Genomic DNA, 25,025 nt, shown 5'->3' on the forward strand with positions numbered 1-25,025 from the left:
AAGGGTGGCGCAATGGCGGCAGATGCTGTTTACACCAACGCGCCGACCCAGCCGCAATTTGCGCAGGCTTCTGGCCTTTGCATCGCGCGCGGAAAACGGAATACCCACGGTGTGAGGACCAATGGCTGAATTCTTTAACACCCCAGGCGGAATAGCCATCATCATTCTGGCGCAAGTGCTTGCCGTTGTTGCCTTTGTGATGATTTCACTGTTGTTCCTTGTTTACGGGGACCGCAAGATCTGGGCTGCTGTCCAGATGCGCCGCGGCCCCAACGTGGTGGGCGTCTATGGCCTGCTGCAATCGGTGGCGGATGCCCTGAAATATGTGGTGAAAGAGGTCGTCATTCCTGCGGGCGCCGACCGGACGGTCTTTATCCTCGCACCGCTGACATCCTTCGTTCTGGCCATGATCGCCTGGGCGGTGATCCCGTTCAACGATGGATGGGTTCTGTCGGATATCAACGTGGCCATCCTCTATGTATTCGCCGTGTCCTCGCTCGAGGTTTATGGCGTGATCATGGGCGGTTGGGCGTCGAACTCAAAGTACCCGTTCCTGGGCTCGCTGCGCTCGGCCGCGCAGATGATTTCCTACGAGGTTTCGATCGGCCTGATCATCATCGGTGTGATCATTTCGACCGGCTCGATGAATTTTGGCGACATCGTGCGCGCTCAGGACGGCTCGTTCGGCTTCTTCAGCTGGTACTGGCTGCCGCATTTTCCGATGGTGTTCCTGTTCTTCATCTCGGCCCTGGCCGAAACCAACCGCCCGCCCTTCGACCTGCCCGAGGCGGAATCTGAACTGGTTGCCGGTTATCAGGTCGAATATTCGGCCACGCCTTTCCTGCTTTTCATGGCAGGCGAATACATCGCGATTTTCCTGATGTGCGCGCTGACCTCTCTGCTGTTCTTCGGCGGCTGGCTGTCGCCGATCCCGGGCCTGCCCGATGGCGTGCTGTGGATGGTCGCCAAGATGGCGTTCTTCTTCTTCATCTTCGCGATGGTCAAGGCGATCACGCCCCGCTACCGCTATGACCAGCTGATGCGGCTGGGTTGGAAAGTGTTCCTGCCATTCTCGCTGGCTTGGGTGGTTTTCGTGGCCTTCGCGGCGAAATTCGACTGGTTCTGGGGCGCATTTGCCCGTTGGAGCGTAGGAGGCTGATATGACTCAAATTGACTATACCCGCGCTGCCAAATACTTCCTTCTGCAAGACTTCTGGGTCGGCATGAAACTGGGGCTGAAGTATTTCTTCGCCCCCAAGGCCACGGTGAACTATCCGCACGAAAAGGGGCCTCTGTCCCCACGTTTCCGCGGCGAACACGCTCTGCGCCGCTATCCGAATGGTGAAGAACGCTGCATCGCCTGCAAACTCTGCGAGGCGATCTGCCCTGCGCAAGCCATCACCATCGACGCCGAGCCGCGCGAAGACGGCAGCCGCCGCACCACGCGTTACGACATCGACATGACCAAGTGCATCTATTGCGGTTTCTGTCAGGAGGCCTGCCCGGTCGATGCCATCGTCGAAGGCCCGAATTTCGAGTTCGCAACGGAAACCCGCGAAGAGCTGTTCTATGACAAGCAAAAACTGCTCGACAACGGCGAACGCTGGGAAGCCGAGATTGCCCGCAATCTGGAACTGGACGCGCCTTACCGATGACTGACAGCCCGACAAATCCTTTCGAGCTGATGATGAAACAGGCTCAGGACATGGCCAAGGCGATGAACCCGGCGATGGAAAGCTTCTCGCCCAAGGGGTTCGAGGCGCTGTGGCCGACCATGCCGAAAGAGGTCATGGAGATGATGTTCGGCAATACCGTCAACAAAGACGGGCTGGATGCCAAGACCCGCCTGCTGCTGACGCTGGCCGGGCTGACCTGCCAGGGCGCGCAGGCGGATTCGGCGGTGCGTCAGACCGTGCGCCACGCTCTGGAAGCTGGTGCCAAGAAACAAGAGATCGTGGAAACGATCGGTCAGATGTCGGTCTTTGCCGGCATCCCGGCCATGACCCGCGCGCTGGATCTGGCGCAAGAGGTCATGGGCGACAACGAGGATGAGGATCAATGACCGTCTTTGCCTTCTATCTGTTTGCCATCAGCGCGATCACCGGCGGGCTGTTCACGGTGATCAGCCGCCAGCCGGTGCACTCGGTGCTGTGGCTGATCCTGGCGTTTCTATCCTCGGCGGGGCTGTTCGTGCTGCTGGGGGCCGAGTTCGTGGCGATGCTGCTGATCATCGTTTACGTGGGTGCGGTCGCGGTTCTGTTCCTGTTCGTCGTTATGATGCTGGACGTGGACTTTGCCGAGTTGAAGGCCGAGATGGCACGCTATATGCCGCTTGCCTTGCTGATCGGTCTGGTCATCCTGATGCAGTTCGTCATAGCCTTCGGGGCCTGGGACAGCGCGCAGGGCGCAGCGGCCAATCTGGCGCAGCCGGTCCCGGCGGACCGTCACAACACCGAGGCGCTTGGCGTCATTCTTTACGATCAATACTTCCTTCTGTTCCAACTGGCGGGCCTGATCCTGCTGGTGGCCATGATCGGCGCCATCGTTCTGACGCTGCGCCACCGTCAGGACATCAAGCGTCAGGACATCGTCGGCCAGATGATGCGCGACCCGGCCAAGGCAATGGAATTGAAGGACGTGAAACCGGGGCAGGGACTTTGAGACCATGATCGGACTTGAACACTATCTTACGGTCGCGGCGACGCTGTTTGTCATCGGCATCTTCGGTCTCTTCCTGAACCGCAAGAACGTCATCATCCTGCTGATGAGCATTGAACTGATGCTGCTGGCGGTGAATATCAACCTCGTGGCGTTTTCCAGTTTCCTTGGCGATCTGGTCGGGCAGGTCTTCACGCTGTTCGTGCTGACCGTTGCGGCGGCCGAGGCGGCGATCGGGTTGGCCATTCTGGTCTGCTTCTTCCGCAACCGCGGCACCATCGCGGTTGAAGACGTCAATATGATGAAGGGGTAAGGGATCATGGAAACCACAATCCTCTTTGCCCCGCTGGTGGGCGCACTGATCTGCGGCTTTGGCTGGAAGTTCATAGGCGAGAAAGCGGCCATGTGGACGGCCACGGGCCTGCTGTTTCTGGCCTGTCTGCTGTCATGGCTCGTGTTCTTCTCGTTCGACGGGCACACACAACAGATCGAGATCATGCGCTGGATCGAAAGCGGGTCGCTCTCGACCTCGTGGGCCATCCGTCTGGACCGGCTGACCGCCATCATGCTGATCGTGGTAACCACGGTTTCGGCGCTCGTGCATCTCTACAGCTTTGGCTACATGGATCACGACCCGCAATGGCGCGAAGGCGAAAGCTATAAGCCGCGTTTCTTCGCCTATCTGTCCTTCTTTACCTTCGCCATGCTGATGCTGGTGACGGCGGACAACCTCGTGCAGATGTTCTTTGGCTGGGAAGGCGTGGGTGTCGCATCCTACCTGCTGATCGGTTTCTACTATCGCAAGCCTTCGGCAAATGCGGCGGCGATGAAGGCGTTCATCGTCAACCGTGTCGGCGACTTCGGCTTTGCTCTGGGCATCTTCGCGCTGTTCTTCCTGACCGACAGCATCAACTTTTCGGACATTTTCGCATCGGCACCCGCGCTTGCAGAAGAAAAGCTGCATTTCCTGTGGGGCGAATGGACCGCGGTCGAGGTGATCTGTGTGCTGCTGTTCATCGGTGCGATGGGTAAATCCGCGCAGCTGATCCTGCACACCTGGTTGCCCGACGCGATGGAAGGGCCGACACCGGTGTCGGCCCTGATCCACGCGGCCACCATGGTGACAGCGGGCGTGTTCCTGGTCTGCCGCATGTCGCCGCTGATGGAGTTCGCGCCGGGCGCGACCGGGTTCATCACCTTCCTTGGGGCCTCGACAGCGTTCTTCGCGGCGACCGTGGGTCTGGTACAGACCGATATCAAGCGCGTTATTGCGTATTCGACCTGTTCCCAGCTGGGATACATGTTCGTGGCCGCGGGCGTCGGCATGTACTCGGCGGCCATGTTCCACTTGCTGACGCACGCTTTCTTCAAGGCGCTGCTGTTCCTCGGTGCGGGGTCCGTGATCCACGCCATGCATCACGAGCAGGAGATGACGGAATATGGCGGTCTGCGCAAAAAGATCCCTTACACCTTCTGGGCAATGATGATCGGAACGCTGGCTATCACGGGTGTCGGCATTCCGCTTACCACAATAGGTTTTGCCGGGTTCCTGTCTAAAGACGCGATCATCGAAAGCGCCTATGCGGGCGGAACCGGCTATGCCTTCTGGATGCTGGTGATCGCGGCGATGTTCACCTCGTTCTATAGCTGGCGTCTGATTTTCCTGACCTTCTATGGCAAACCGCGCGGCGACAAGCACAAGCATGACCACGCACATGAAAGCCCGATGACCATGCTGGTGCCGCTGGGCGTTCTGTCGCTGGGTGCGGTGTTTGCCGGGATGATCTGGTATGGCAATTTCTTTGGCCATGCGGACAAGGTCGGCAAGTTCTACGGTATTCCGGTTGCCGAAGCGTCAGAACATGCCGATGCCGGTGATCATGCGGCGGCGGATGCTTCGCACGGTGAAGACAGCCATGCGGATGAAAGCCACGCAGCTGACGGCCATGCCGATGAAGGTCATGGTGAGAAGGGTGCCAAGGGTGGCGATCATCACTATGTCTTTGCGGGCCAGCCCGGCGAGGGCGCGCTTTACATGGCGCCGGACAACCATGTTCTGGACGATGCGCATGCGGCTCCGAAATGGGTCAAGGTTTCACCCTTCGTCGCCATGTTGCTTGGCTTTGTCGTGGCCTATTGGTTCTACATCGTGAACACGTCGCTGCCGGCACGTCTGGCTGCAAATCAGCGTCCGCTGTACCTGTTCCTTCTGAACAAGTGGTATTTCGACGAAATCTACGATGCGGTCTTCGTAAAACCCACTGTGGCGCTTGGCCGCTTCCTGTGGAAACGCGGTGACGGCAATACAATCGATGGCTTCCTGAACGGAGTAGCAATGGGCGTCGTTCCCTTCTTCACCCGCCTCGCCGGCAAGGCGCAGACCGGGTACATCTTTACCTATGCCTTCTGGATGGTGCTGGGCATCGCGGCCCTTGTGACCTGGATGTCGATCGGCGGAGGGGCCCAGTAATGGATTATATCCTTTCGATCGTCACGTTTATCCCCGCCATCGCCGCAGGCATTCTGGCCTTGTTCCTGCAGGGTGACGATGCGGCGGCACAGCGGAACGCCAAGTGGATTGCTCTGCTGGCCACCACGGTAACCTTCCTGGTTTCCATCGGCATCTATACCGGCTTTGACCCGTCGAACCCCGGTTTCCAGATGGTGGAAGAGGGTGAGTGGCTGATGGGCCTCAAATACAAGATGGGTGTTGATGGCATCAGTGTCCTGTTCGTTCTGCTGACGACCTTCATCATGCCGCTGACCATTCTGGCCAGCTGGAATGTCACGGACCGCGTCAAGGAATACATGGTTGCCTTCCTGCTGCTGGAAACGCTGATGCTGGGCGTCTTCATGGCGCTTGATCTTGTACTGTTCTACCTGTTCTTCGAGGCAGGTCTTATTCCGATGTTCCTGATCATCGGGATATGGGGCGGCAAGGATCGGATCTACGCCAGCTTCAAGTTCTTCCTCTATACCTTCCTCGGCTCGGTCTTGATGCTGGTCGCCATGGTTGCAATGTATGCTGACGCAGGCACCACGGACATTGCCGCGCTGATGACGCACCAGTTCTCGTCCGAGGGCTTCAGCGTGCTGGGCATTTATGTTGTCGGTGGCATGCAGACCCTCATGTTCCTGGCCTTCTTTGCTTCGTTCGCGGTGAAAATGCCGATGTGGCCGGTGCACACCTGGTTGCCGGACGCCCACGTTCAGGCGCCCACGGCGGGATCGGTCGTACTGGCGGCGATCCTGCTGAAGATGGGCGGCTATGGCTTCCTGCGGTTCAGCCTGCCGATGTTCCCGGTGGGTTCGGCCGTGATGACCGATCTGGTGCTGTGGATGTCTGCCATCGCGGTTGTCTATACCTCGCTGGTGGCGTTGGTACAGGAGGATATGAAGAAGCTGATCGCCTATTCCTCGGTCGCGCATATGGGCTTTGTGACCATGGGTATTTTCGCGGCAAACCAGCAGGGCATCGATGGCGCGATCTTCCAGATGCTCAGCCACGGGTTCATCTCGGCAGCGCTCTTCTTGTGTGTCGGCGTGATCTATGACCGGATGCATACCCGCGATATCGAGGCTTATGGCGGTCTGGTGATCCGGATGCCCGCATACGCGCTGGTCTTCATGCTGTTTACCATGGCCAATGTCGGCCTGCCGGGCACATCGGGCTTCATCGGCGAATTCCTGACCCTGATGGGCGCGTTCCAGGTCAACACCTGGGTAACGGCGGTGGCTGCAACCGGTGTGATCTTCTCGGCGGCTTATGCGCTGTGGCTCTACCGCCGAGTCGTGTTTGGCGATCTGATCAAGGAAAGCCTCAAGGCGATGACCGACATGAGCTCGCGCGAGCGGTTGATCTTCGCCCCGCTGATCGTGATGACCATCCTGCTGGGTGTCTACCCGTCGCTGGTGACCGATGTAATCGGGCAATCCACAGCGGCTCTGATTTCGAACTATGACACGGCTCTGGCCGCGGCTGAGGCTGCGACCCAGACAGCCGCTTCGCATTAAGGGAGCTTTGGAGACATGATCCAGGCTGATCTGACAATCATCCTGCCGGAAATCGTTCTGGCGCTTTATGCGATGGCGGCGCTGCTGGGGGCTGTCTACACGACAAAGGACGGGTTGGCGCCTTTGTTGGTCTGGACCACGGCAGGTCTTATGGCCCTTCTGGCAATCTGGATTGCAACTCAGGGCGGGGGTACAAACGTGGCCTTCAACGGCATGTTCGTCGATGACGGCTTTGCCCGCTTTGCCAAGGTTGCCATCCTGCTGTCGGCGGGTGCCGTACTGGTCATGAGCCAGGAATACATGGCGCGCCGTGATCTGCTGCGATTTGAATATCCTTTGCTGGTGGCACTGGCCGCCGTGGGGATGATGATGATGGTCAGCGCAGGCGATCTGATGTCGCTTTACATGGGGCTCGAGCTGCAATCGCTGTCGCTCTATGTCGTGGCTGCTCTGCGTCGTGACAGCGCGAAATCGACCGAGGCAGGTCTGAAGTATTTCGTGCTGGGTGCGCTGAGCTCGGGGCTGCTGCTTTATGGTGCGTCGCTGGTCTATGGCTTCACCGGCACCACGTTGTTCTCGGGCATCATTCAGACAGTTCACCATGGCGATGTTTCGTTGGGGCTGCTGTTTGGTCTGATCTTCCTGATCTCGGGTCTGGCCTTCAAGGTCTCGGCCGTTCCGTTCCATATGTGGACGCCGGACGTTTACGAGGGGTCTCCCACGCCGATCACGGCCTTCTTTGCCACGGCGCCGAAGGTTGCGGCGATGGCGTTGTTCGCGCGCCTGTTGCATGACGCGTTCGGCGGTGTTGTCGAAGACTGGCAGCAAGTGATTGTCCTGCTGTCCGTATTGTCGATGTTGCTGGGGGCCGTGGCCGCGATCGGGCAGCGCGACATCAAGCGTCTGATGGCGTTTTCGTCGATTGCCCATATGGGCTATGCGCTGATTGGTCTGGCCGCCGGTACCGAGCTGGGTATCAAGGCGATGCTGATGTATCTGGCCATCTACGTGACCATGAATATCGGCACCTTCGCCTTCATTCTGATGATGGAGCGTGACGGCAAACCCATCACCGACATTGACGCTCTGCGGCAATACTCCAAGCGTGATCCGGGCAAGGCGCTGGCGGTGCTGATCCTGATGTTCAGCCTTGCGGGCGTGCCTCCGATGCTTGGTTTCTTTGCGAAATTCGGCGTCTGGCAGGCGGGCGTCAGTGCGGGTCTGACCGGTCTGGTCGTCGTCTCGGCCATCGCTTCGGTCATCGGTGCCTTCTATTACCTGCGGATCGTGTTCTACATGTATTTCGGGGCCGAGAACGAAGAGCCGATCGAAACCCGGTCGACCCCTGTTCTGTGGGTGGCATTGATGGGGTCTGCGGCCCTGATGCTGGTCGGTATCTTCTATCAGTTCGGCGTCGAGGGCGCGGCAGCCGCCGCGGCGGCCACGCTTGTCAACTGATCGTTTTGCACAACCGGAAAGAGGGGCTCGGTTGCGCGACCGAGCCTTTTTGATATGACAAAATGGCCCCAAGGCTATGGCCTGCACGAGGTGCAGGAAGTCGACAGCACGCTGAATGAAGCGGCGCGGATTGCTCCGAATGCGCGTGGTCCCGTCTGGATCATGGCGCATCACCAGACGGCGGCGCGCGGGCGGCGCGGACGAAGCTGGGCCAACCCGATGGGCAACCTGGCGGCGACCTTGCTGATGCGTCCTCAGGGCGCGCCGGAACAGGCGGCCTTGCGCAGTTTCGTGGCGGCGCTGGCCCTTTTTGACGCGTGTGTCGCCGTTACCGGGCGGGCTGCCGGACTGTCGCTGAAATGGCCCAATGACGTGCTGCTGAACGGCGGCAAGCTTGCCGGTATCCTGCTGGAAAGCACGGGGCAGGGGCATGGCGTGGCGCATCTGTCCATCGGCATCGGAGTGAACCTGGCCAATGCCCCGGATGCGGACGCGGTAGAGCCCGGCGCGGTTCGTCCCGTGTCACTTCTTTCGGAAACCGGGGCGCATGTCTCGCCCGAGGATTTTCTTACCGAACTGGCCGCGGCCTACGCCGCGTATGAAACCCAGTTCGTCACCTATGGGTTCGAACCGATCCGCACCGCCTGGCTGTCCCGCGCGGCCCGGTTGGGCGAGGTCATCACCGCGCGGACCGGTACGTCGGAAACGGTTGGAACCTTCGAAACGGTGGACGCAAGCGGTAACCTTGTCTTAAACACCGCCAAAGGCCGCGTGAGCATTCCTGCGGCGGATGTCTATTTCTGAGAGGGGCGCGGATGCTTCTGGCCATCGATTGCGGCAATACCAATACCGTCTTTTCGATCTGGGACGGTGAGGAATTCCTGTGCACCCTGCGCACCTCGACCCACCACGCACGCACGGCAGACGCTTATTTCACATGGTATTCGACGCTGGTGAAGCATTACGGGATCGAGGCGGACATCACCGATGTGATCATCGCCTCAACCGTGCCGCGCGTCGTGTTCAACCTGCGCATCTTCGCCGATCGTTTTTTTGGGTGCAGGCCATTGGTTGTGGGCAAGCCTGATTGCCTGTTGCCGGTCCCGCCGCGTGTGGATGAAGGCACGGTGCCTGGCCCGGATCGACTGGCCAATGCAGTGGGCGCTTTTGACCGGCATGGTGGCAATGTGGTTGTCGTGGATTTCGGAACCGCAACGAATTTCGACGTTGTCGCCGCCGACGGCGCATATGTGGGGGGCATTATCGCCCCCGGTGTGAACCTGAGCCTTGAGGCCCTGCATCAGGGCGCCGCGGCGCTGCCGCATATCGATGTCTCCCGACCTGACAAGGTGATCGGTACGAATACGGTTGGTTGTATTCAATCGGGCGTGTATTGGGGATATTCCGGTTTGATCGAGGGGCTGATCGCCCGGATCAAGGCTGAATATGGAATGCCGATGAAAGTCGTTGGAACCGGAGGGCTGGCCCCCTTGTTCGATCAGGCCGACGTGGGGTTCGACGCAATCGAGGATGATCTGACGATGCACGGCCTGACCGTGATCCATCGCTACAACAAGGATAATGGCTCCGTATGAGCAGTGAAAGATTGATCTACCTGCCGCTGGGTGGCGCGGGCGAAATTGGCATGAACGCCTATGTGTACGGCTACGGTGAACCGGGAAAGGAACGCCTGATCCTTGTGGATCTGGGCGTCACTTTTCCCGATATGGACACAACGCCGGGCGTTGACCTTATCTTTGCCGATATCTCATGGCTGAAAGAGCGTGCCGACCGACTGGATGGTGTTTTCATCACGCACGCCCATGAAGACCATGTCGGTGCCGTGGCCCATTGTTATGAAGCTTTGGGCGCGCCGGTCTATGCGCGCGCCTTCACGGCCAATATCGCGCGCCGCAAGATGGAAGAACACGCACACCCGACCGAGGCGGTCACGACCGTTTCCGCCTGGCCTGAACAGGTGTCCGTCGGGCCGTTCACAGTTGGTTTCCTTCCGGTTTCGCACTCGATTCCCGAAAGTGCCGCATTGGTCATCGATACACCCGCAGGGCGTGTCGTGCATTCGGGCGACTTCAAGCTGGATGCAGCACCGGTCGTTGGCGAGGCCTTTGACCCTGACCTGTGGGCCGAGGTCGCCAAGCCCGGCGTCAAGGCGCTGGTCTGTGACAGTACGAATGTGTTTTCGACCCATCCGGGGCGTTCGGAATCCGAAGTTGGCCCCGAAATCGTCAAGCTGGTCGAAGGCGCGGAAGGTATGGTCGTGGCGACCACTTTTGCGTCAAACGTCGCGCGGGTCAAAACGCTGGCCGAGGCAGGTGCGCAGGCCGGGCGTTCCGTCGTCCTGCTGGGGCGCGCGATGCGTCGGATGATCGAAGCCGCGACCGAAACCGGTATTCTTGCGGATTTTCCCAAGGTGATCAGCGCCGAAGAGGCTTTGGACCTTCCGCGCCAGAACCTGATGCTGATCGTGACCGGCAGCCAGGGGGAACGACGGGCCGCAAGCGCCCAACTGGCCCGTGGCAAGTACCGTGGTCTGGAGCTGGCCGAGGGCGATCTGTTCCTGTTTTCCTCGAAAACCATTCCCGGGAACGAGCGGGGCGTGATCTTTATCATGAACCAGCTCAGCGAAAAGGGCGTGGATGTCGTCGATGACAGTTCGGGCCTTTATCATGTCTCGGGCCATGCGAACCGGCCGGACCTCGAGAAAGTGCACGCACTGACCGATCCGCAATTCGTGATCCCGATGCATGGCGAACACCGGCACCTGCGCGAGCATGTCAAACTGGCAGAGCAGGGCGGCAGAACCGGAGTGCTGGCAGTGAACGGCACCATGCTGGATCTCAGCGGCAATGCGCCTGTGGTCGTCGATTATGTTGAAACCGGTCGCACATATCTGGACGGCACCGTGAAGATCGGCGCCCTTGACGGCGTGGTGCGGGATCGTATCCGCATGGCTTTGAACGGCCATGTTACGGTGACGGTGGTTCTGGACGAAGAAGACGAACCGCTGGGCGAGCCGTGGTGCGATACCATGGGGCTGCCCGAAACCGGCACGTCCCGTGCCGCGTTGGTCGAAGTTCTGGAAGAGGACCTGAACCAGTTCCTGATGCGGGCCGCCGCCAAGACCCTGCGCGATGACGACAAGCTGGAAGAAGAAATGCGCCGCATCGTGCGGCAGACAGCCAAAGCCGAAATTGGCAAAAAGCCCGAAGTGACGGTGGTGGTCAGCCGGATGCGGTGAAACCGATCCGTCAGTCGTGGGTTGGCATCGGATAGCCCCTGAGACGCAGGAACAGGTTGGCTTCTTCGTTGTTTTTGTAGAATGGAACCGACGATGGCGGCTCGGGGGACGTAACCCGGGCCGCTATTTCCGCCAGAACGACCTCGGTGATAAACGGCAGATCCAGATCCCGTGCCCGATCCAGTGGCACCCATTGCAGGTGCGACAGCTCATCCGAGGCGTGACTGAAATCATCCACATCACCTTGCAGAGCGTCGGCGTCGACCAGAAAGAACCGCGCATCGAACCGGCGGGGACGGCCCGGTGGAGTTACCGCGCGAAAGACGAACTGAAGCGCAGCCGCAGTTGGCAGGTAACCCAACGCGGCAAAGCTTTGCCAATCGTCAGGTACATGACCAGGCCATGTACCCGGCTGGCCAAGAACAAGACCGGTTTCTTCCCAAAGCTCGCGTATGGCGGCCGCGGCGAGGGCGTGTTGAATCCCCGGCTCGGCCTGTTCGCCCAAACGTTCAAAGCACAGATCCGGCAAATCCGTTGCCAATGGAACATCCGCGTCAGCCGGATCAACCGCGCCACCGGGAAAGACGAACTTGTTCGGCATGAAGGCCGCTTTGGACCCGCGCTGCCCCATAAGGATCGAGGGGTTTGTCCATCTGTCCCGCAGCACGATAACCGTCGCTGCGTCCCGGATGGCTGTTTTGTCGGGTGTCATGTCCAAACTGGTCAACTGGGTCGGGTCACGCGGTTTTTCCAAAGCCATGCATGCGGCGTGCCCACTGATACGCCACCACCGCACCTTTCAGGCGTGGCAACAGGTACAGGGACAGGGCAACGCAGGCGACGGAAAAGCCGATGGCCATGGTCCACGGATCGGGCCGCCAATGCACATAGGACACGTGCAGAGCTGGCGCCAGCAGGTGGCCGACCAGTAGGATTGTCAGGTAGGCGGGCCCATCATCTGCGCGATGGTGAAACAACTCCTGCCCGCAGTTCGAGCAGGAGTCATTGACCTTGAGATAGCTGTGCAACAGCTTGCCTTCCCCGCAGTTGGGGCATTTGCAGCGAAACCCCTTGACCAGGGCGGGCCATGTCTCACGCTCATCTTCAGAGGTCGTCTCGATCGTCTGATCCGTCATAATGTAACTCGCGCAGTAATCTTTTGCGGATAATGGGCCTGATCGTGGAAATTTAAAAGGGGGGTGCGTCGCTTTGCAACGTCTGCCCGGCACCTCGTCTTGGGGCGGTCCCGAACCTTTCAAAAAATAATATCGACTTTAGCGACGGAATCCCTGGCACGGCCCGTTTGAATGGGTATGAGCGGCGGCACTCGGGCCGCGTCAACAAAAGGAAACGGAAATGAAAAACGTTACATTCATCTCGGCCATTGTTATGTCGGCTGTTGCGATTACCGGTACTTCTGTTCTGGCCGCTGGCCCGGGTGGCCGCGAGCCGGTGTCCTTTCAGGAACTGGACGCCGATGGCGATGGTCAGGTGACGCAACAAGAGATGGAGGCGCACCGCACCGCTCGTTTCACCGAGGCGGACACCAATGGGGATGGAAAGCTGAGCCAGGAAGAAATGCAGGCTGCCGCCCAGAAGAAAGCCAGCGATCGGGTTGCCAGGATGTTCGAAAACAACGACGCGAACAAAGATGGCTTCCTCAGCCAGGATGAGTTGCCGAAACCGCGCCGGGCTGACAAGATGTTTGATCGGATGGATGCGGACAACAGTGGCGGAATCTCGGAACAGGAATTTGCCGATGCCAAAGATCGGATGGGACGGCACCATAAGAAAAAGCATCAAAAATCGAATGCAAGCGATAACTGATGCAGGATGGAGGATCTGACCTCCCACCCACAAGATGTTCGCGGTGCGGATTGCGCCGCGAACACACTCAGCGACGATGCGTTGCTGAGGCAATTCGCCGACGGCGAGGCGGGGGCGGCACGGATCCTGACCGATCGTTTGGGGCCACGCTGTTACTCGGTTGCTTTGCGTATGTTGGGCAATCGGGCCGAGGCGGAAGACGTGACGCAGGATGCGATGATGCGGTTATGGCAGATGGCGCCGAATTGGGTGTCGGGTCAGGCCAAGGTTTCGACCTGGCTGTATCGGGTGACGCTGAACCTGTGCGTGGACATCAGGCGCAGGAAGACACCTGACAGGTTGTCGGACGTTCCAGAGCCCGAAGATGGCAAGGCCAGCGTTGTTGACCGCATGCAGGACGAGGCGCGCAAGGATGCCCTGCAGTCGGCTTTGGCTGAGCTGCCCGAGCGGCAGCGACAAGCGGTCGTGCTGCGCCATATTGAAGAGCTGCCCAACCCCGAGATTGCCGGGATAATGGGCATTTCGGTAGAAGCAGTTGAAAGCCTGACCGCAAGAGGCAAGCGCAGCCTGACCGCGATCTTGGCCGTACGACGCGAAGAACTGGGGTATGACAATGGCGGATGAAGACCTGGAACTGGATCATTTGTTTGCACAGGCACAGCGGCAGCGACCGACACTGCCGGACGATCTTGCCGTGCGCATCCAGACGGATGCTGAAACTGTTCGCCTCGGTCGTCTTGCGCCTGCACCGCAGCCGATGCCTTCGATATGGAACAGGTTGATAAGCAATGTAGGAGGATGGCAGGGCCTTGGCGGGCTTGTCGCCGCAAGCGCTGCCGGGGTCTGGATCGGGTTTTCCGCACCGGCCTTTCTGCCGGACCCGGCCAACCTGTTGACGTCAGAGGAGACACCCTTCCTCGTCGCGGACCTTGGATTTGACTCGAGTTTTCTGGAGAGCACGGAATGAACGCTGATCCCAAGCCCAAACGCAGGTGGGTTCCTGTCGTCCTGGCCCTGTCACTGGCGCTGAACCTGCTGGTTGTCGGTATCGCTGTGGGCACCGTATTGCGCCTCAAAGGTGGGGATCATGCCAAATCACCGCCCGGCTTCGGCCCCGCGTTGTACCGGGCCCTGCCCAAGGATGATCGAAAGGCTATGCGGGGCGAGCTGACGGGCCTGCACAAAAAGGGATCCAAGGGTCGCGCTCAGGATTTTGAAGCGCTCAGTCAGGCGTTGCGCGCAACGCCCTTTGACCCGGTCGCGGTTCAGGTTCTGTTGCAACAACAAGCACAGGCCACCGCCGATTTGCAGCAGGCCTTGCAAACGCAATGGCTGGCACGTGTGACCGCCATGAGCGATGATGAGCGGCAGGCCTATGCAGACCGATTGCAGGAGGTCGTCAAACGCGGGCCGCATGGGCACAAGAAAAGAGACTGAACTGATCAGGCCGCACTTTGCCTGATACTCACCTGATTGCGCCCTGCCTTCTTCGCAGCATAAAGCGCTTTGTCCGCGGATTTGATCAGGTTTTCCACGCTTTCAGCCGCACAGTCTTGCGGGGCGAAACCGACCTGAGACAACTTCAACCCGATACTGACCGTCACATCAACTTGTGCCCCATGGTCCGGTAACAGGAACGGGGACTGACAGATGCTGTCACAAACGGTTTCGGCCAGGTTCAATGCCTGTTTGGGCGATACATCGGGCACGCCGATCATGAACTCTTCCCCCCCGATGCGGGCGACAAAGCCACGGGATCCCAAGGCATTTTGCATACGTTCCGCCGCTTGCGTCAAAACGTAATCGCCGCTTGCATGGCCATGGCCATCATTGATTGCCTTGAAGTGATCCAGATCGGCCAGCATTATCGCAAAACTGCGCCCCGTTCTGGCGGATTGGCGCGCGATCTGATCCAGCGCGCGCATGGCGTAGCGGCGATTGTGCAGCCCGGTCAACGGGTCGATCCAGGATTCCGCGATGCCTCTTTTGAGAGAGACCCGCATCTGATCCAGTCGCGCTTTGCGGGCAATCTGGTTTTCAAGCCGCAGCAGGATCTCCTGCGCGCAGAACCCGCCCAGACAGACAGCATCGGCCCCTCGGTCCAGAGCTTCCGAAGCCTGTCCGGCGTCTTCGTCCTTCAGCACCCCGATCAAAACCGTGTGCCGGGTCACGCCGCGTGATCTGAGGTCGGCAAGGATATTCAGGCCGGCCGGGTTCGAGCCCAGTTCAACCACGATCGCATCAGGAACAGAGCCGGACAAAACACCCCGCAGGTTTGACTGAAGATGCCAGTTCAAATCAAATTGACGTTGATCTTCCAGAGCCTTTTGCCAAAGCGTGCCGTTTCGGGCCGTGTGGGTCAGGATATCAACCCGCGCCGCTTTGGACGGTCTGATTATCGGTTGGGTCGGCTCTGCGAAGCCAATCGGTTGCGATCCGTTGCCGACCTGCAAATCCTGAGTGGCCGCACGGGCACGCAGAAGGCTGCGAACCCGCGCCAACAATAAAGTGTCTTTGAACGGGTGCGTCAGAACATCATCCAGCCCGTCCTTCAACGCCCGCAGCCGGGCGTCCCGGTCATTTTGCGCGGCAATCGCCACGACCGGAACGTCGTCAAGGCCGGGTTCCTTCACGATCGCCTTCTTCACATCCGCAGCCGTTCCGTCCGGCAACGTCTGGGCCGTCAGAACCAGATCCGGTTGCGTACGCCGCACGAGTGCGGGCAACCCTTCAAGCTTTTCGCCCTGCACCACGTGATACCAGGCCGCCGTCAGCTGTACCTTCAGCATGATGCGATTGGTCGATACCCCGTCGAGGACAAGGATGGTTCCCTGCACAGACATAGTTGTTCACCGTTGATTGCATGCGTGAACAAAGTGTTTATGACTCTGGTTAACAAACCCTTTCCAAGACCGGATCTGACCCAAGTTTATGCCGATATCCTCTGAATCCGCCGAAACTCTTGCGCTGACGGCCCTGGCCTGGCTGGTCAGCAATGACGAGCTTTTGCCTGTTTTTCTGGGCTCTACGGGCGCATCGATCGAGGATGTGCGCGATCGGGCAAGCGATACCGAGTTTCTAGCATCGGTTCTTGATTTTCTGGTGCTTGACGATTCGTGGGTCATGGCGTTTTGTGACGCCAATTCACTCGCCTATGATCTTCCCGCCCAGGCAAGGGCGGTATTGTCCGGCGGCGCTGAGATACACTGGACATAACCATATTTTCCGCAGGAGCACCGGATGCCGATAGATGCGATCATCTTTGACAAAGATGGCACGCTGTTTGACTTTGCCAATACGTGGGGAGGGTTCGGACGATCGATGCTGTTGCGCCTGTCCAACGGGGAAGAAGATCGCGCCACCGAGCTTGGCCGTGTCATCGGATATGATTTCGAGCAAGGGAAATATACCGAAGACAGCATTGTAATCGCCGCCACGGTCGAGGAAATCGCAGAAGTTCTGATTGCCCATGTCGATGGCGTGACCTTGCAGGAGATCATTGATTTGATGAACTCCGAGGCCGCCTCGGCCCCGCAGGTGCCCGCCGTGCCATTGGTTCCTTTCCTGGAAGGTCTGCAAAATGCCGGAATCAAGCTGGGCGTTGCGACGAATGACAGTGAACATCCCGCTTTGCAGCATCTCGAATCTGTCGGAATAAGGGGGCATTTCGATTTCGTCGCCGGGTATGACAGTGGTCACGGGTTCAAGCCGGGACCGGGCCAGTTGCTGGCCTTTGCCGCCCATATCGGGGTCGAGCCATCTCGTATCGCGATGGTGGGTGACAGTCTTCATGACTTGCAGGCCGGGCGTGCGGCGGGGATGACCACGATCGGTGTTTTGACCGGTTTGGCCGAGGCCGATGCTTTGGCTCCGATGGCGGATGTGATTTTGCCTGATATCGGACATATTCCCGAATGGTTGGCCAAAATCTGATTTTCAAATCCGAGATTCGACAAAACGGAATGAAAAACCGACATATTCTGTCGCAGACGGAGCGGCCATAGGCGTCTCTTCGGGGCTTGCTTGACGAAAGCAAGAACAGGAGGCACCGATGGCCGAGACCAAGACACGCAAGCGCCGCGGAGGAGGGCGCGCAGGGGCGGCTGCGCGCAGGGGCAGTGCAGCGATTGACCAGATGCCCTGGGATCCGCCGGTCAATATCGATCGACCCACAGAACCTTTGGATCAGGCCGGCATCGAAGCGATCCATGAAGGGGCGATGCGCATCCTTGAAGAGATCGGGATCGAGTTCTACAACGATGAGGCAATAGGCATCCTGCGCGAGGCGGGGTGCACCATCGACGGCGACAATGTCCGCATGGGGCGGGACTTTGTCATGGAGATGATCGCCAAGGCTCCCAGCCGTTTTTCGATCACCCCTCGCAATCCGGATCGCAAGATCGAAATCGGAGGAAAGAACATCCTGTTCGGCAACGTCTCTTCCCCGCCGAATTACTGGGACATGGAGATCGGGAAAAAAGTACCGGGCAATCGCGAGATGTGCCGGAACCTTCTGAAGCTGACGCAATACTTCAACTGCATCCATTTCGCCGGCGGATACCCGGTCGAGCCGGTCGATATCCACGCCAGCGTGCGCCATCTGGACGTGCTGTACGACAAGCTGACCCTGACCGACAAGGCGATGCACGCCTATTCGCTGGGCAAGGAACGCGTCGAAGATGTCATGGAGATGGTGCGCATCGCAGGCGGTTTGAGCCACGAGGAGTTCGAAGCCGCGCCGCGGATGTATACCAATATCAACTCGACCTCGCCGCTGAAACATGATCACCCGATGATCGACGGGTGTCTGCGCCTGGCGCGGCGTGGTCAGGCGATTGTTGTCACGCCCTTTACGCTGGCGGGTGCGATGGCCCCCGTTACCATGGCGGGTGCCGTGGCGCAGTCCTTGGCCGAGGCGCTGTGTGCCATTGCGCTGTTCCAATACGTGCGCCCCGGTATTCCCTGTGTGATCGGTACATTCACGTCGAATGTGGATATGAAATCCGGCGCGCCGGCCTTTGGAACACCGGAATATATGCGTTCGACCCAGATGACCGGCCAGATGGCGCGGTTCTATGGTTTGCCCATGCGGTCTTCGGGTGTTTGTGCGGCAAATGTGCCGGACGGGCAGTCGGTGTGGGAGACTTCGAACTCGCTTTGGGCCGCCGTGCAATCGGGCACCAATATGGTCTACCACGCAGCCGGTTGGCTTGAGGGCGGTCTGATCGCCAGCCCGGAAAAGTTTATCATGGATTGCGAAATCCTACAGCAAATTCAACGCTATATGAACCCCGAGTTGACCGCCACAGGGCCGGACGAGATTGCACTGGATGCGATCCGGGCAGTCGGCAATGACGGTCATTTCTTTGGCATTCAGCATACGCAGGATCGCTATACCACGGCCTTCTATCAACCCTTCCTGAGTGATTGGAAAAACTATGAAGGATGGGAGGTCGCCGGCGGTATCTGGACGGCAGAACGCGCGCATCACATGTTCAAGGAGATCATCTCGAGCTTTGAAGCCCCCCCGATCGATGAAAGCATTCGCGAGGAGCTGGCCGCTTTTGTCGAACGCCGCAAAGCGGAAGGCGGCGCGCCCACGGATTTCTGACCGGACAGGTGGTATCGCGCTGATACTCGGTTGAATTAGCTACAACTCAGGGTGGATTTTGGCCATTTGTTAAGGTTTTTCCGGCCACAGTGCACAGGACACCAAACTGGGGCAACTGATGCATGGTCTGATCAATCGGGCGATACAGTCCTTTGTCTGTGCGACCTACGGGCGATCCTGCTGGTTGCGCGTGACCGAAGCCGCGCGGCTGGGGTTTGTCGAGTTCGAGGCCATGCTCGTCTATGACGATGACATGACGTCCAAGGTAATGAAGGCGCTGAGCGCAGACCTCGATCGGCCGCAAGCCGAAGTGTTTGAGGACCTGGGAACGTATCTCGTGTCTCATCCGAATATGGAAGGGCTGCGCCGCCTTCTCAGGTTCGGCGGCGTCAGTTACGTGGAATTTCTTCATTCGCTCGACGATCTGGCGGACCGCGTGCGGCTGGCCGTGTCTGATTTGACCCTGCCGGCCTTGGAACTGAGAGAGCTGTCAGCCACGGAATTTCAGCTGAGTTGCTCTCCGGGCCTGCCAGGGTATTCCAATGTCATGGTTGGGGTCCTGCGCGCAATGGCGGATGACTATGGTGCGCTGGTGATGCTGTCACACGAGGGGCAGCAGCAAGGCAGTGACGTCATTTCCATCATGTTGGTTGAAAGCGCTTTTGCTGAGGGGCGGCATTTTGATCTGGGGGCTCGGAACGGATGACAGATACCCAAGAACTGGCAGGTCTGCTGGAAACGCTTTGCCCGATGTTCCTGTTGGTGGACCAAAACGGGCATATTCAGCAAGCAGGTCCGACCCTGCAAAAGTTGCGACCTGAACTGCCGCTGGTGGGGCAGGGATTTCTGGATGTGTTTGAACTGATCCGCCCCAGAACGATCACCACCATTCCCGCCCTGATGTCAATGGCGGGGGCGAAGCTGCATCTGAGGTTTCATGATGAACCGCGCACAACCCTCAAAGGCTTGGTCGCTCCTTTGCCGCATTCCGGTGGCGCGGTCATCAATCTGTCATTTGGTATCTCGATTTTGGATGCGGTGCGGGACTATTCGCTGACAAGTGCGGATTTCTCGGGCACGGATCTGGCGATTGAGCTGTTGTATCTGGTCGAAGCCAAATCCGCCGCGATGGAGGCATCCCGCTCTCTCAACCTTCGGCTACAAGGTGCGATGCTTGCAGCCGAAGAGCAGGCCTTTACCGACACATTGACCGGGCTGAAGAACCGCAGGGCGATGGATCACTTGCTCGAGCATTTGATTTCGGGGAATTCCACCTTCGCGCTCATGCATCTGGATCTGGACTTTTTCAAATCTGTAAATGACAAGCTGGGCCATGCGGCGGGTGATTTCGTCTTGCAGCAGGCCGCCCGCATCATGCAGCAGGAAACACGAAGCAACGACACCGTGGCTCGGGTCGGGGGGGATGAATTCGTCATTGTTTTCAATGATCTGACGCGGGAAGATACACTGGCCTGCATTGCTGGTCGTCTGATATCAAGGTTGAATGAACCGATGACCTTTCAAAATCAGTGTTGCTCGATCTCGGCCAGTATTGGCACTGCCTTGTCCACGCAGTTCGACTGCCCCAACGCCGCCGACATTCTTCACGCAGCAGACTTGGCCCTTTATCAGGCCAAGCGCGACGGCCGGTCTTGCCATCGCATGTATTCAGCGTTGAGCAAGGCGCAAACCTGAATTCGTTCAGAAAACACGATGGGCACGTATCGGGGCTTCAAGCTGAATCGAATGCCGCATTTATCTTTTTCGCAATCTGTTGCCGGATCGGAGGCAACTCTCCCACCACCGGCAGGACCACGCCTGAAAACCCCGCGCGATCCAGCTCTTGCGGGACGTCTTCCTGCACATGCCCTCCGGCACAGGCAAAGAACGGAAGGCACAGCGCCTGATCTTCGGTACCGTTTGCAGCGTCAGATATGGAAGGTGGCTCTTCGACGAAACCGACGCGAACGGATTTGAACGCAATCAGTTCTGCAAGCCGTTTCGCAAACTGCAACGCCACGGTCGACGGGTTCCGGCTGCGCCCGGAACCATGCGCGGCAATGACCAGATCGGTGGACCGAGCGGCCCAGTGTTTGTCGGACAATTCCGATCGCAGGGCCTCTGCGGTCAGGGCCGGCAGGTCTGGGTCAATTCCAAGCGGGTCCAAAATCCGTGCCGGATGGTGCCCAAGCCGTTTGGGTAGAGCGCTGGTGACAAACCACCCTTTTGCCATGAAAAGTGGATAGATGACCGAGTTTTCGGGCGCGCGGTTCAGCTTCGCCTCCAACGCACCCGGCGCTGCCAGGGTGGCCGAATCCACCGCTATATGCCCGGTAAGCGCGTTGACCTTGGCGGCGAATGCCGCAAGTGCAGCTTCGGCCGGTTCCGGGTCTGACGGTTGGCCATGAGCGACAATTATGGCATGTGACATTCGGATCTCCTGCTGCGTTGCGCGATAGATGTTTCACATCAAACTGAAGTCAACACCTCAGTTAGCCCAGAAGTGTCAGCCATAGCCAGACGGTCAGAATGGACGAGGCTGTTCCGATAAGTACCGCCGACGCTGCGACCCGTTTTGCGCGACCGTACATGTTGGCGAAGATATAGGCGTTGAAACCCGGAGCCATGGCCGCATTCAAAACCCCCGACCGAAACAGATCCTGCGGCAGGCCCGTGGATTTGCCGAACACCCACACCAGGCTGGGATGCAGCATCAAAGAGATACAGCAAACATAAGCAATGGTGCGCAGGTCGCCCTCGGGCTTGTATTTGACCAGCACACCGCCCAAGGCAAACAACGCCCCGGGCAGGGCAGCACGGGTGATCAACCCCAGTGCTTCGTCGACCACGGCAGGGATCGCCAGGCCGGACAGGTTGACCAGAAACCCAAGGGCGATACCAAGGATCAGCGCGTTCTTGAACATTGCGGACAAAACAGACCGTGCCATGCGCACGCCACCATGACCGCGATTTCGCACGACCTCCATCACCGTGATCCCGACGCCGTAACAAAACGGAGAATGGAAGGCGATGATCGCGTAGTTGCCGGTCAGGTTCTCGGGCCCATATGCGCGTTCGGTTATCGGCAAACCCAACAGGACAGAGTTTGAGAACAGGCAACAAAACCCGATGGCAACGCAATCTTCCCAATCGCGCCCGAAAATGATGCGCGCGCCGAACAGGCCTGCTGTGAAACACAGGGCGGCAGCGGAATAGAAACTGGCCAAAAGCCGGGGGTCGAAACTGGCGCTGAGGTCCAGATGCGCGATGGCCAGAAACAAAAGGCAGGGAATCGCAAAGCCTTGGGTGAACTTCATCAGCCCATCGACATGCGCTTCTTTGAAGTACCCCGTGCGGGTTGCCGTATACCCGGCCCCGATCACAAGGAAAACCGGAAGAATGACGTCGATCAGGCTTTGCAGCATGTGGCCCCCGTGCGACGGGCCTGCTGCGATATCATGCGGGCGACGGGCAGCGGCCTACTGCGACTGATGGATCACCATCCCGTCGAAGGCGGGGGTGATGTAGTCGGGGGTTTCCGCATCGACGGTCGCATAGTCGAGATCGATATGCATGTTGGTCAGAACCGCGCGCTTCGGTTGTAGTTCTTCGATCCATCCAAGCGTCTTTTCCAGATGGGCATGCGTTGGATGAGGTGAACGGCGCAGGGCATCGATGACAAGGCAGTCCAGCCCTTTCATTTCGGGCCAGGCATCGTCGTAGATCTCGGCGACATCCGGAAGATAGGCGAGTTGCCCAATGCGGAATCCAAGGGAATCGATCGAACCGTGATTCACTTTGAAAGGACGAAACGGAATCGGGCCGCCGGGGCCGTCGATTTCAAATGGACCGTCGATGGACTTGAGCTCGAGTATCGGAGGATAAGGAGAGCCTTCCGGCTGAATGAACGCGTATCCAAACCGCCCCAACAAGGCGTTCTGGGTGTCGCCATCCGCCCAAACGGGAACGCGGGTTTTCATGTTGAACACGATCATGCGCAAATCATCGATTCCATGCACATGGTCTGCGTGAGAGTGCGTATAGACGACCCCGTCCAACCGCCCTGTACCTGTATCCAGCAACTGGCTGCGCATATCTGGTGTGGTGTCGATCAGAACCGAGGTTGTCCCATCTGGCCCGTCGCGTTCGACCAGCATCGAACAGCGGCGTCGGATGTTCTTGGGGTTCGCAGGGTCACAATCGCCCCACTGACCGCCCAGCCGCGGCACGCCGCCAGAGGACCCGCAGCCCAGAATTGTAAATCGGAAGCCGGTCATGCGGCGGCCTTGTATGATGCCGCTTTGGTAAACAGCCGGTCGAAGTTCCTCTGTGTCTGATCAGCAAAGGCGGCATAGTCCATGCCAAAGATTTCGGCCCCCTTTTGGGCCGTGTGCACAGTATAGGCCGGCTCGTTTCGTTTGCCGCGATAGGGCGGCGGGGCCAGATAGGGCGCGTCAGTTTCCACCAGAATCCTGTCCACCGGGGCGTTTGCGAAGATATCGCGCAACTCCTGGCTTTTCGGAAAGGCTGCGATGCCGGACATGGACAGATAAAACCCCAGCTCCAGCGCGGCCTTGGCCAATTGAGCAGACGATGAGAAGCAGTGCATGACGCAGGAATAGGGTGCGTTGCGATATTCTTCGGCCAGAATGCGGGCCATATCTTCATCAGCTGCGCGGGCGTGAATGATAAGGGGCAACCCGGTGCGCTGGGCCGCTTCGATATGAATGCGCAGTGACTGTTTCTGCACTTCGGCACTGTCGGCGGTATAGTGGTAGTCCAAGCCGGTTTCACCGATACCGACGAATTTAGGATGCCGTGTCAGGGCGACCAGATCATCGACCGAGGCCAATGGCTCGTCCGCGGCGCTCATCGGGTGTGTGCCGGCGGCATAGAAGACCGGCGCGTGGGCTTCGGCAATCGCACGGACGGCGGGTTCGTTGCGCAGTTTGGTGCAGATCGTCACCATCCGGGTCACGCCAGCCTGGGCAGCACGCGTGATGATGTCGTCCAACTGGCCTTCGAAATCCGGGAAGTCCAGATGGCAATGGCTGTCGGTAATCTGGGGGGTGTCGCTCATCTGTTCTGACCGGCAGTTTCCTGTATCTTGAACACCGTATCTAGGACCAGAGCGGCAGGGTCAAGGTTGACTGCCTGACCATGTCGCGCTCGGGCTGTGATCGTTGCGGCGACCTCGGCCCAGCGACGGGCTTGATTTGGCGATGCTGACAGACGCGCCAGTGTTTCACCCTCGTTGGGGGCGGCTTCCGGAAGCGGGGGCGTACCCGTTGCCCCGGTCAGGGCCAGCCGTGACAGAGCGATGTCGATCAGGGTAAGCAAAAGTTCGAACCGGTCCGCCGCGCCGCGCTGTGCTGCCGCTTCGGCCAGGGCCAGCGCGCGCTGGCGATCCATGCGGGGCAAGGTGCCCAGAATGGCGATCAGTTCGGCATAGATGTCCAGACCACCCAGATTGATCAAACGCACGGCGTCTCCGACTGAACCTGCGGCAAGCGCGGCAAGGTGTTCTGTCTGCGCGGGAATGTCGGTTTCCGTTTGTGACAGGGCGGCTTGCATGTCTTGCGCGTTCAGCGGGCCTAAGCGCAGCGTGCGACAGCGTGAACGGATGGTTGGCAACAGGCGTGAGGGTTGATGCGATACCAGCAAAAGGGTGGTACGGGCAGGCGGCTCTTCCAGCATTTTCAGCAACGCGTTGGCGGCACTGACGTTCATTTCGTCTGCTGAATCCACGATCACGACGCGGCGGCCGCCGTCCGCAGAGGACAGGCCAAAAAACTTTCCAAGCTTGCGGATGTCATCCACGACGATCTCACCGCGCAGCCGTCCCTGATCGTTCAGCGACCGGGTTATCGCCGCCAAACCCGGTTCTGCCCCAGCCTGAATGCGATGGGCCACCGGGTGATCGGGATCGATATCGAGCGTCTCGGGCGGAGGCGGCGCGCCGAAAAACCCGCCATCCTCGGCCGGCGGAGTGGTCAGCAGAAATCTTGCAATTCGCCAGGCAAGGGTCGCCTTGCCGACACCGCGTGGCCCTGTCAGCAGCCAACCGTGATGCAAACGGTCCGAGGTGTAGGCGGTCAGGAATGCCTGTTCAGCCGCATCCTGGCCAAAAAGCCGAACGGTTTCGCGCGGATGTGGCGCGCCCGGCACCTGATCCGGAGAAGGGATATCGTCGTTCAT

General features: G+C 59.1%; 28 protein-coding genes. 20 read left to right on the forward strand and 8 right to left on the reverse strand.

Annotation, left to right across the window (positions count from 1 at the left end; all coding sequences use genetic code 11):
• Nucleotides 1-121: 121 nt before the first annotated feature.
• The 11 genes from nuoH to GOW04_RS01280 are packed head-to-tail and all read left to right on the forward strand — an operon-like array spanning nt 122 to nt 11,389.
• Complete coding sequence (gene nuoH / locus GOW04_RS01230) at nt 122-1,159, forward strand: NADH-quinone oxidoreductase subunit NuoH (RefSeq protein WP_152458581.1); 1,038 nt, start codon at nt 122-124, stop codon at nt 1,157-1,159.
• A gap of 1 nt (nt 1,160) precedes the next feature.
• Nucleotides 1,161-1,655 (forward strand): NADH-quinone oxidoreductase subunit NuoI, encoded by a 495-nt coding sequence (gene nuoI / locus GOW04_RS01235; RefSeq protein ID WP_152458580.1) that lies wholly within the window; start codon nt 1,161-1,163, stop codon nt 1,653-1,655.
• Nucleotides 1,652-2,062 (forward strand): carboxymuconolactone decarboxylase family protein, encoded by a 411-nt coding sequence (locus tag GOW04_RS01240; protein WP_152458579.1) that lies wholly within the window; start codon nt 1,652-1,654, stop codon nt 2,060-2,062. Before nuoI ends, GOW04_RS01240 begins: the two co-directional genes overlap by 4 nt.
• The gene (locus GOW04_RS01245) at nt 2,059-2,661 is read left to right on the forward strand and encodes an NADH-quinone oxidoreductase subunit J (RefSeq protein ID WP_171231310.1); all 603 of its coding nucleotides are present in this window, start codon (nt 2,059-2,061) and stop codon (nt 2,659-2,661) included. Before GOW04_RS01240 ends, GOW04_RS01245 begins: the two co-directional genes overlap by 4 nt.
• 4 nt (nt 2,662-2,665) lie before the next feature.
• Nucleotides 2,666-2,971 carry an NADH-quinone oxidoreductase subunit NuoK gene (gene nuoK, locus GOW04_RS01250; RefSeq protein ID WP_005984024.1) on the forward strand — a complete coding sequence of 102 codons (306 nt, stop codon included), beginning with the start codon at nt 2,666-2,668 and terminating at the stop codon, nt 2,969-2,971.
• A gap of 6 nt (nt 2,972-2,977) precedes the next feature.
• Entirely contained in the window at nt 2,978-5,128 is a 2,151-nt protein-coding gene (gene nuoL / locus GOW04_RS01255) for an NADH-quinone oxidoreductase subunit L (RefSeq protein WP_171231311.1), read from the forward strand.
• On the forward strand, nt 5,128-6,672 hold the full coding sequence (locus tag GOW04_RS01260; protein WP_171167325.1) for an NADH-quinone oxidoreductase subunit M: 1,545 nt from the start codon (nt 5,128-5,130) through the stop codon (nt 6,670-6,672). Before nuoL ends, GOW04_RS01260 begins: the two co-directional genes overlap by 1 nt.
• Before the next feature lie 15 nt (nt 6,673-6,687).
• Nucleotides 6,688-8,130, forward strand: coding sequence for an NADH-quinone oxidoreductase subunit NuoN (gene nuoN / locus GOW04_RS01265; protein WP_171115054.1), 1,443 nt, complete (start codon nt 6,688-6,690; stop codon nt 8,128-8,130).
• A 54-nt stretch (nt 8,131-8,184) separates the two neighbouring features.
• Nucleotides 8,185-8,934: a biotin--[acetyl-CoA-carboxylase] ligase gene (locus GOW04_RS01270; protein ID WP_171227962.1), complete on the forward strand. Its 750-nt coding sequence runs from the start codon at nt 8,185-8,187 to the stop codon at nt 8,932-8,934.
• A gap of 11 nt (nt 8,935-8,945) precedes the next feature.
• Entirely contained in the window at nt 8,946-9,725 is a 780-nt protein-coding gene (locus GOW04_RS01275; RefSeq protein ID WP_152458573.1) for a type III pantothenate kinase, read from the forward strand.
• Nucleotides 9,722-11,389, forward strand: a complete 1,668-nt coding sequence (locus GOW04_RS01280; RefSeq protein ID WP_171231312.1) for a ribonuclease J — start codon at nt 9,722-9,724, stop codon at nt 11,387-11,389. The genes GOW04_RS01275 and GOW04_RS01280 overlap by 4 nt, the downstream gene beginning before the upstream one ends.
• A gap of 10 nt (nt 11,390-11,399) precedes the next feature.
• Here the strand turns inward: GOW04_RS01280 and GOW04_RS01285 are convergent, their stop codons facing one another.
• Entirely contained in the window at nt 11,400-12,101 is a 702-nt protein-coding gene (locus GOW04_RS01285; protein ID WP_171232010.1) for an NUDIX hydrolase, read from the reverse strand.
• A gap of 25 nt (nt 12,102-12,126) precedes the next feature.
• Nucleotides 12,127-12,525 (reverse strand): DUF983 domain-containing protein, encoded by a 399-nt coding sequence (locus GOW04_RS01290; protein WP_171115058.1) that lies wholly within the window; start codon nt 12,523-12,525, stop codon nt 12,127-12,129.
• A gap of 220 nt (nt 12,526-12,745) precedes the next feature.
• Here GOW04_RS01290 and GOW04_RS01295 point away from each other — a divergent pair, with 220 nt between their 5' ends.
• From GOW04_RS01295 to GOW04_RS01310, 4 genes are read left to right on the forward strand one after another with little or no spacing between them, the layout of a single operon-like run.
• Complete coding sequence (locus tag GOW04_RS01295) at nt 12,746-13,216, forward strand: EF-hand domain-containing protein (protein WP_171205470.1); 471 nt, start codon at nt 12,746-12,748, stop codon at nt 13,214-13,216.
• Between the two features lie 6 nt (nt 13,217-13,222).
• Nucleotides 13,223-13,840 (forward strand): RNA polymerase sigma factor, encoded by a 618-nt coding sequence (locus tag GOW04_RS01300; RefSeq protein WP_171231313.1) that lies wholly within the window; start codon nt 13,223-13,225, stop codon nt 13,838-13,840.
• Complete coding sequence (locus GOW04_RS01305) at nt 13,830-14,183, forward strand: hypothetical protein (RefSeq protein ID WP_171231314.1); 354 nt, start codon at nt 13,830-13,832, stop codon at nt 14,181-14,183. The genes GOW04_RS01300 and GOW04_RS01305 overlap by 11 nt, the downstream gene beginning before the upstream one ends.
• On the forward strand, nt 14,180-14,653 hold the full coding sequence (locus tag GOW04_RS01310) for a periplasmic heavy metal sensor (protein WP_152458567.1): 474 nt from the start codon (nt 14,180-14,182) through the stop codon (nt 14,651-14,653). The genes GOW04_RS01305 and GOW04_RS01310 overlap by 4 nt, the downstream gene beginning before the upstream one ends.
• A gap of 5 nt (nt 14,654-14,658) precedes the next feature.
• On the opposite strand, the gene GOW04_RS01315 is transcribed toward GOW04_RS01310, so the two are convergent.
• Nucleotides 14,659-16,059, reverse strand: a complete 1,401-nt coding sequence (locus GOW04_RS01315) for a diguanylate cyclase (protein WP_171231315.1) — start codon at nt 16,057-16,059, stop codon at nt 14,659-14,661.
• Between the two features lie 88 nt (nt 16,060-16,147).
• On the opposite strand from GOW04_RS01315, the gene GOW04_RS01320 reads away from it, so the two are divergent.
• The 5 genes from GOW04_RS01320 (at nt 16,148) to GOW04_RS01340 (ending at nt 20,522) form a co-directional block, all read left to right on the forward strand.
• A complete protein-coding gene (locus GOW04_RS01320; protein ID WP_171227967.1) occupies nt 16,148-16,432 on the forward strand; it encodes a DUF3572 domain-containing protein in 285 nt (94 codons plus the stop codon).
• Nucleotides 16,433-16,456: 24 nt separating this feature from the next.
• The gene (locus tag GOW04_RS01325) at nt 16,457-17,149 is read left to right on the forward strand and encodes an HAD family hydrolase (RefSeq protein WP_171231316.1); all 693 of its coding nucleotides are present in this window, start codon (nt 16,457-16,459) and stop codon (nt 17,147-17,149) included.
• 118 nt (nt 17,150-17,267) lie between these two features.
• Nucleotides 17,268-18,827, forward strand: coding sequence for a trimethylamine methyltransferase family protein (locus GOW04_RS01330; RefSeq protein WP_171231317.1), 1,560 nt, complete (start codon nt 17,268-17,270; stop codon nt 18,825-18,827).
• A 118-nt stretch (nt 18,828-18,945) separates the two neighbouring features.
• A complete protein-coding gene (locus tag GOW04_RS01335; RefSeq protein WP_171231318.1) occupies nt 18,946-19,533 on the forward strand; it encodes a heme NO-binding domain-containing protein in 588 nt (195 codons plus the stop codon).
• Nucleotides 19,530-20,522, forward strand: a complete 993-nt coding sequence (locus GOW04_RS01340) for a GGDEF domain-containing protein (protein WP_171231319.1) — start codon at nt 19,530-19,532, stop codon at nt 20,520-20,522. The genes GOW04_RS01335 and GOW04_RS01340 overlap by 4 nt, the downstream gene beginning before the upstream one ends.
• Nucleotides 20,523-20,559: 37 nt before the next feature.
• Here the strand turns inward: GOW04_RS01340 and GOW04_RS01345 are convergent, their stop codons facing one another.
• From GOW04_RS01345 to GOW04_RS01365, 5 genes are all read right to left on the reverse strand, one after another.
• On the reverse strand, nt 20,560-21,258 hold the full coding sequence (locus GOW04_RS01345; protein ID WP_171231320.1) for a CbiX/SirB N-terminal domain-containing protein: 699 nt from the start codon (nt 21,256-21,258) through the stop codon (nt 20,560-20,562).
• A gap of 61 nt (nt 21,259-21,319) precedes the next feature.
• The gene (locus GOW04_RS01350; protein WP_152458559.1) at nt 21,320-22,252 is read right to left on the reverse strand and encodes an AEC family transporter; all 933 of its coding nucleotides are present in this window, start codon (nt 22,250-22,252) and stop codon (nt 21,320-21,322) included.
• Between the two features lie 54 nt (nt 22,253-22,306).
• Nucleotides 22,307-23,104, reverse strand: coding sequence for an MBL fold metallo-hydrolase (locus tag GOW04_RS01355; protein ID WP_171227974.1), 798 nt, complete (start codon nt 23,102-23,104; stop codon nt 22,307-22,309).
• On the reverse strand, nt 23,101-23,907 hold the full coding sequence (locus GOW04_RS01360) for a TatD family hydrolase (protein ID WP_171231321.1): 807 nt from the start codon (nt 23,905-23,907) through the stop codon (nt 23,101-23,103). The genes GOW04_RS01355 and GOW04_RS01360 overlap by 4 nt, the downstream gene beginning before the upstream one ends.
• Entirely contained in the window at nt 23,904-25,025 is a 1,122-nt protein-coding gene (locus tag GOW04_RS01365) for a DNA polymerase III subunit delta' (RefSeq protein ID WP_171231322.1), read from the reverse strand. The genes GOW04_RS01360 and GOW04_RS01365 overlap by 4 nt, the downstream gene beginning before the upstream one ends.

Origin of the sequence: Ruegeria sp. HKCCA4812, assembly GCF_013034245.1 — a bacterium.
Classification (GTDB): Bacteria; Pseudomonadota; Alphaproteobacteria; order Rhodobacterales; family Rhodobacteraceae; genus Ruegeria.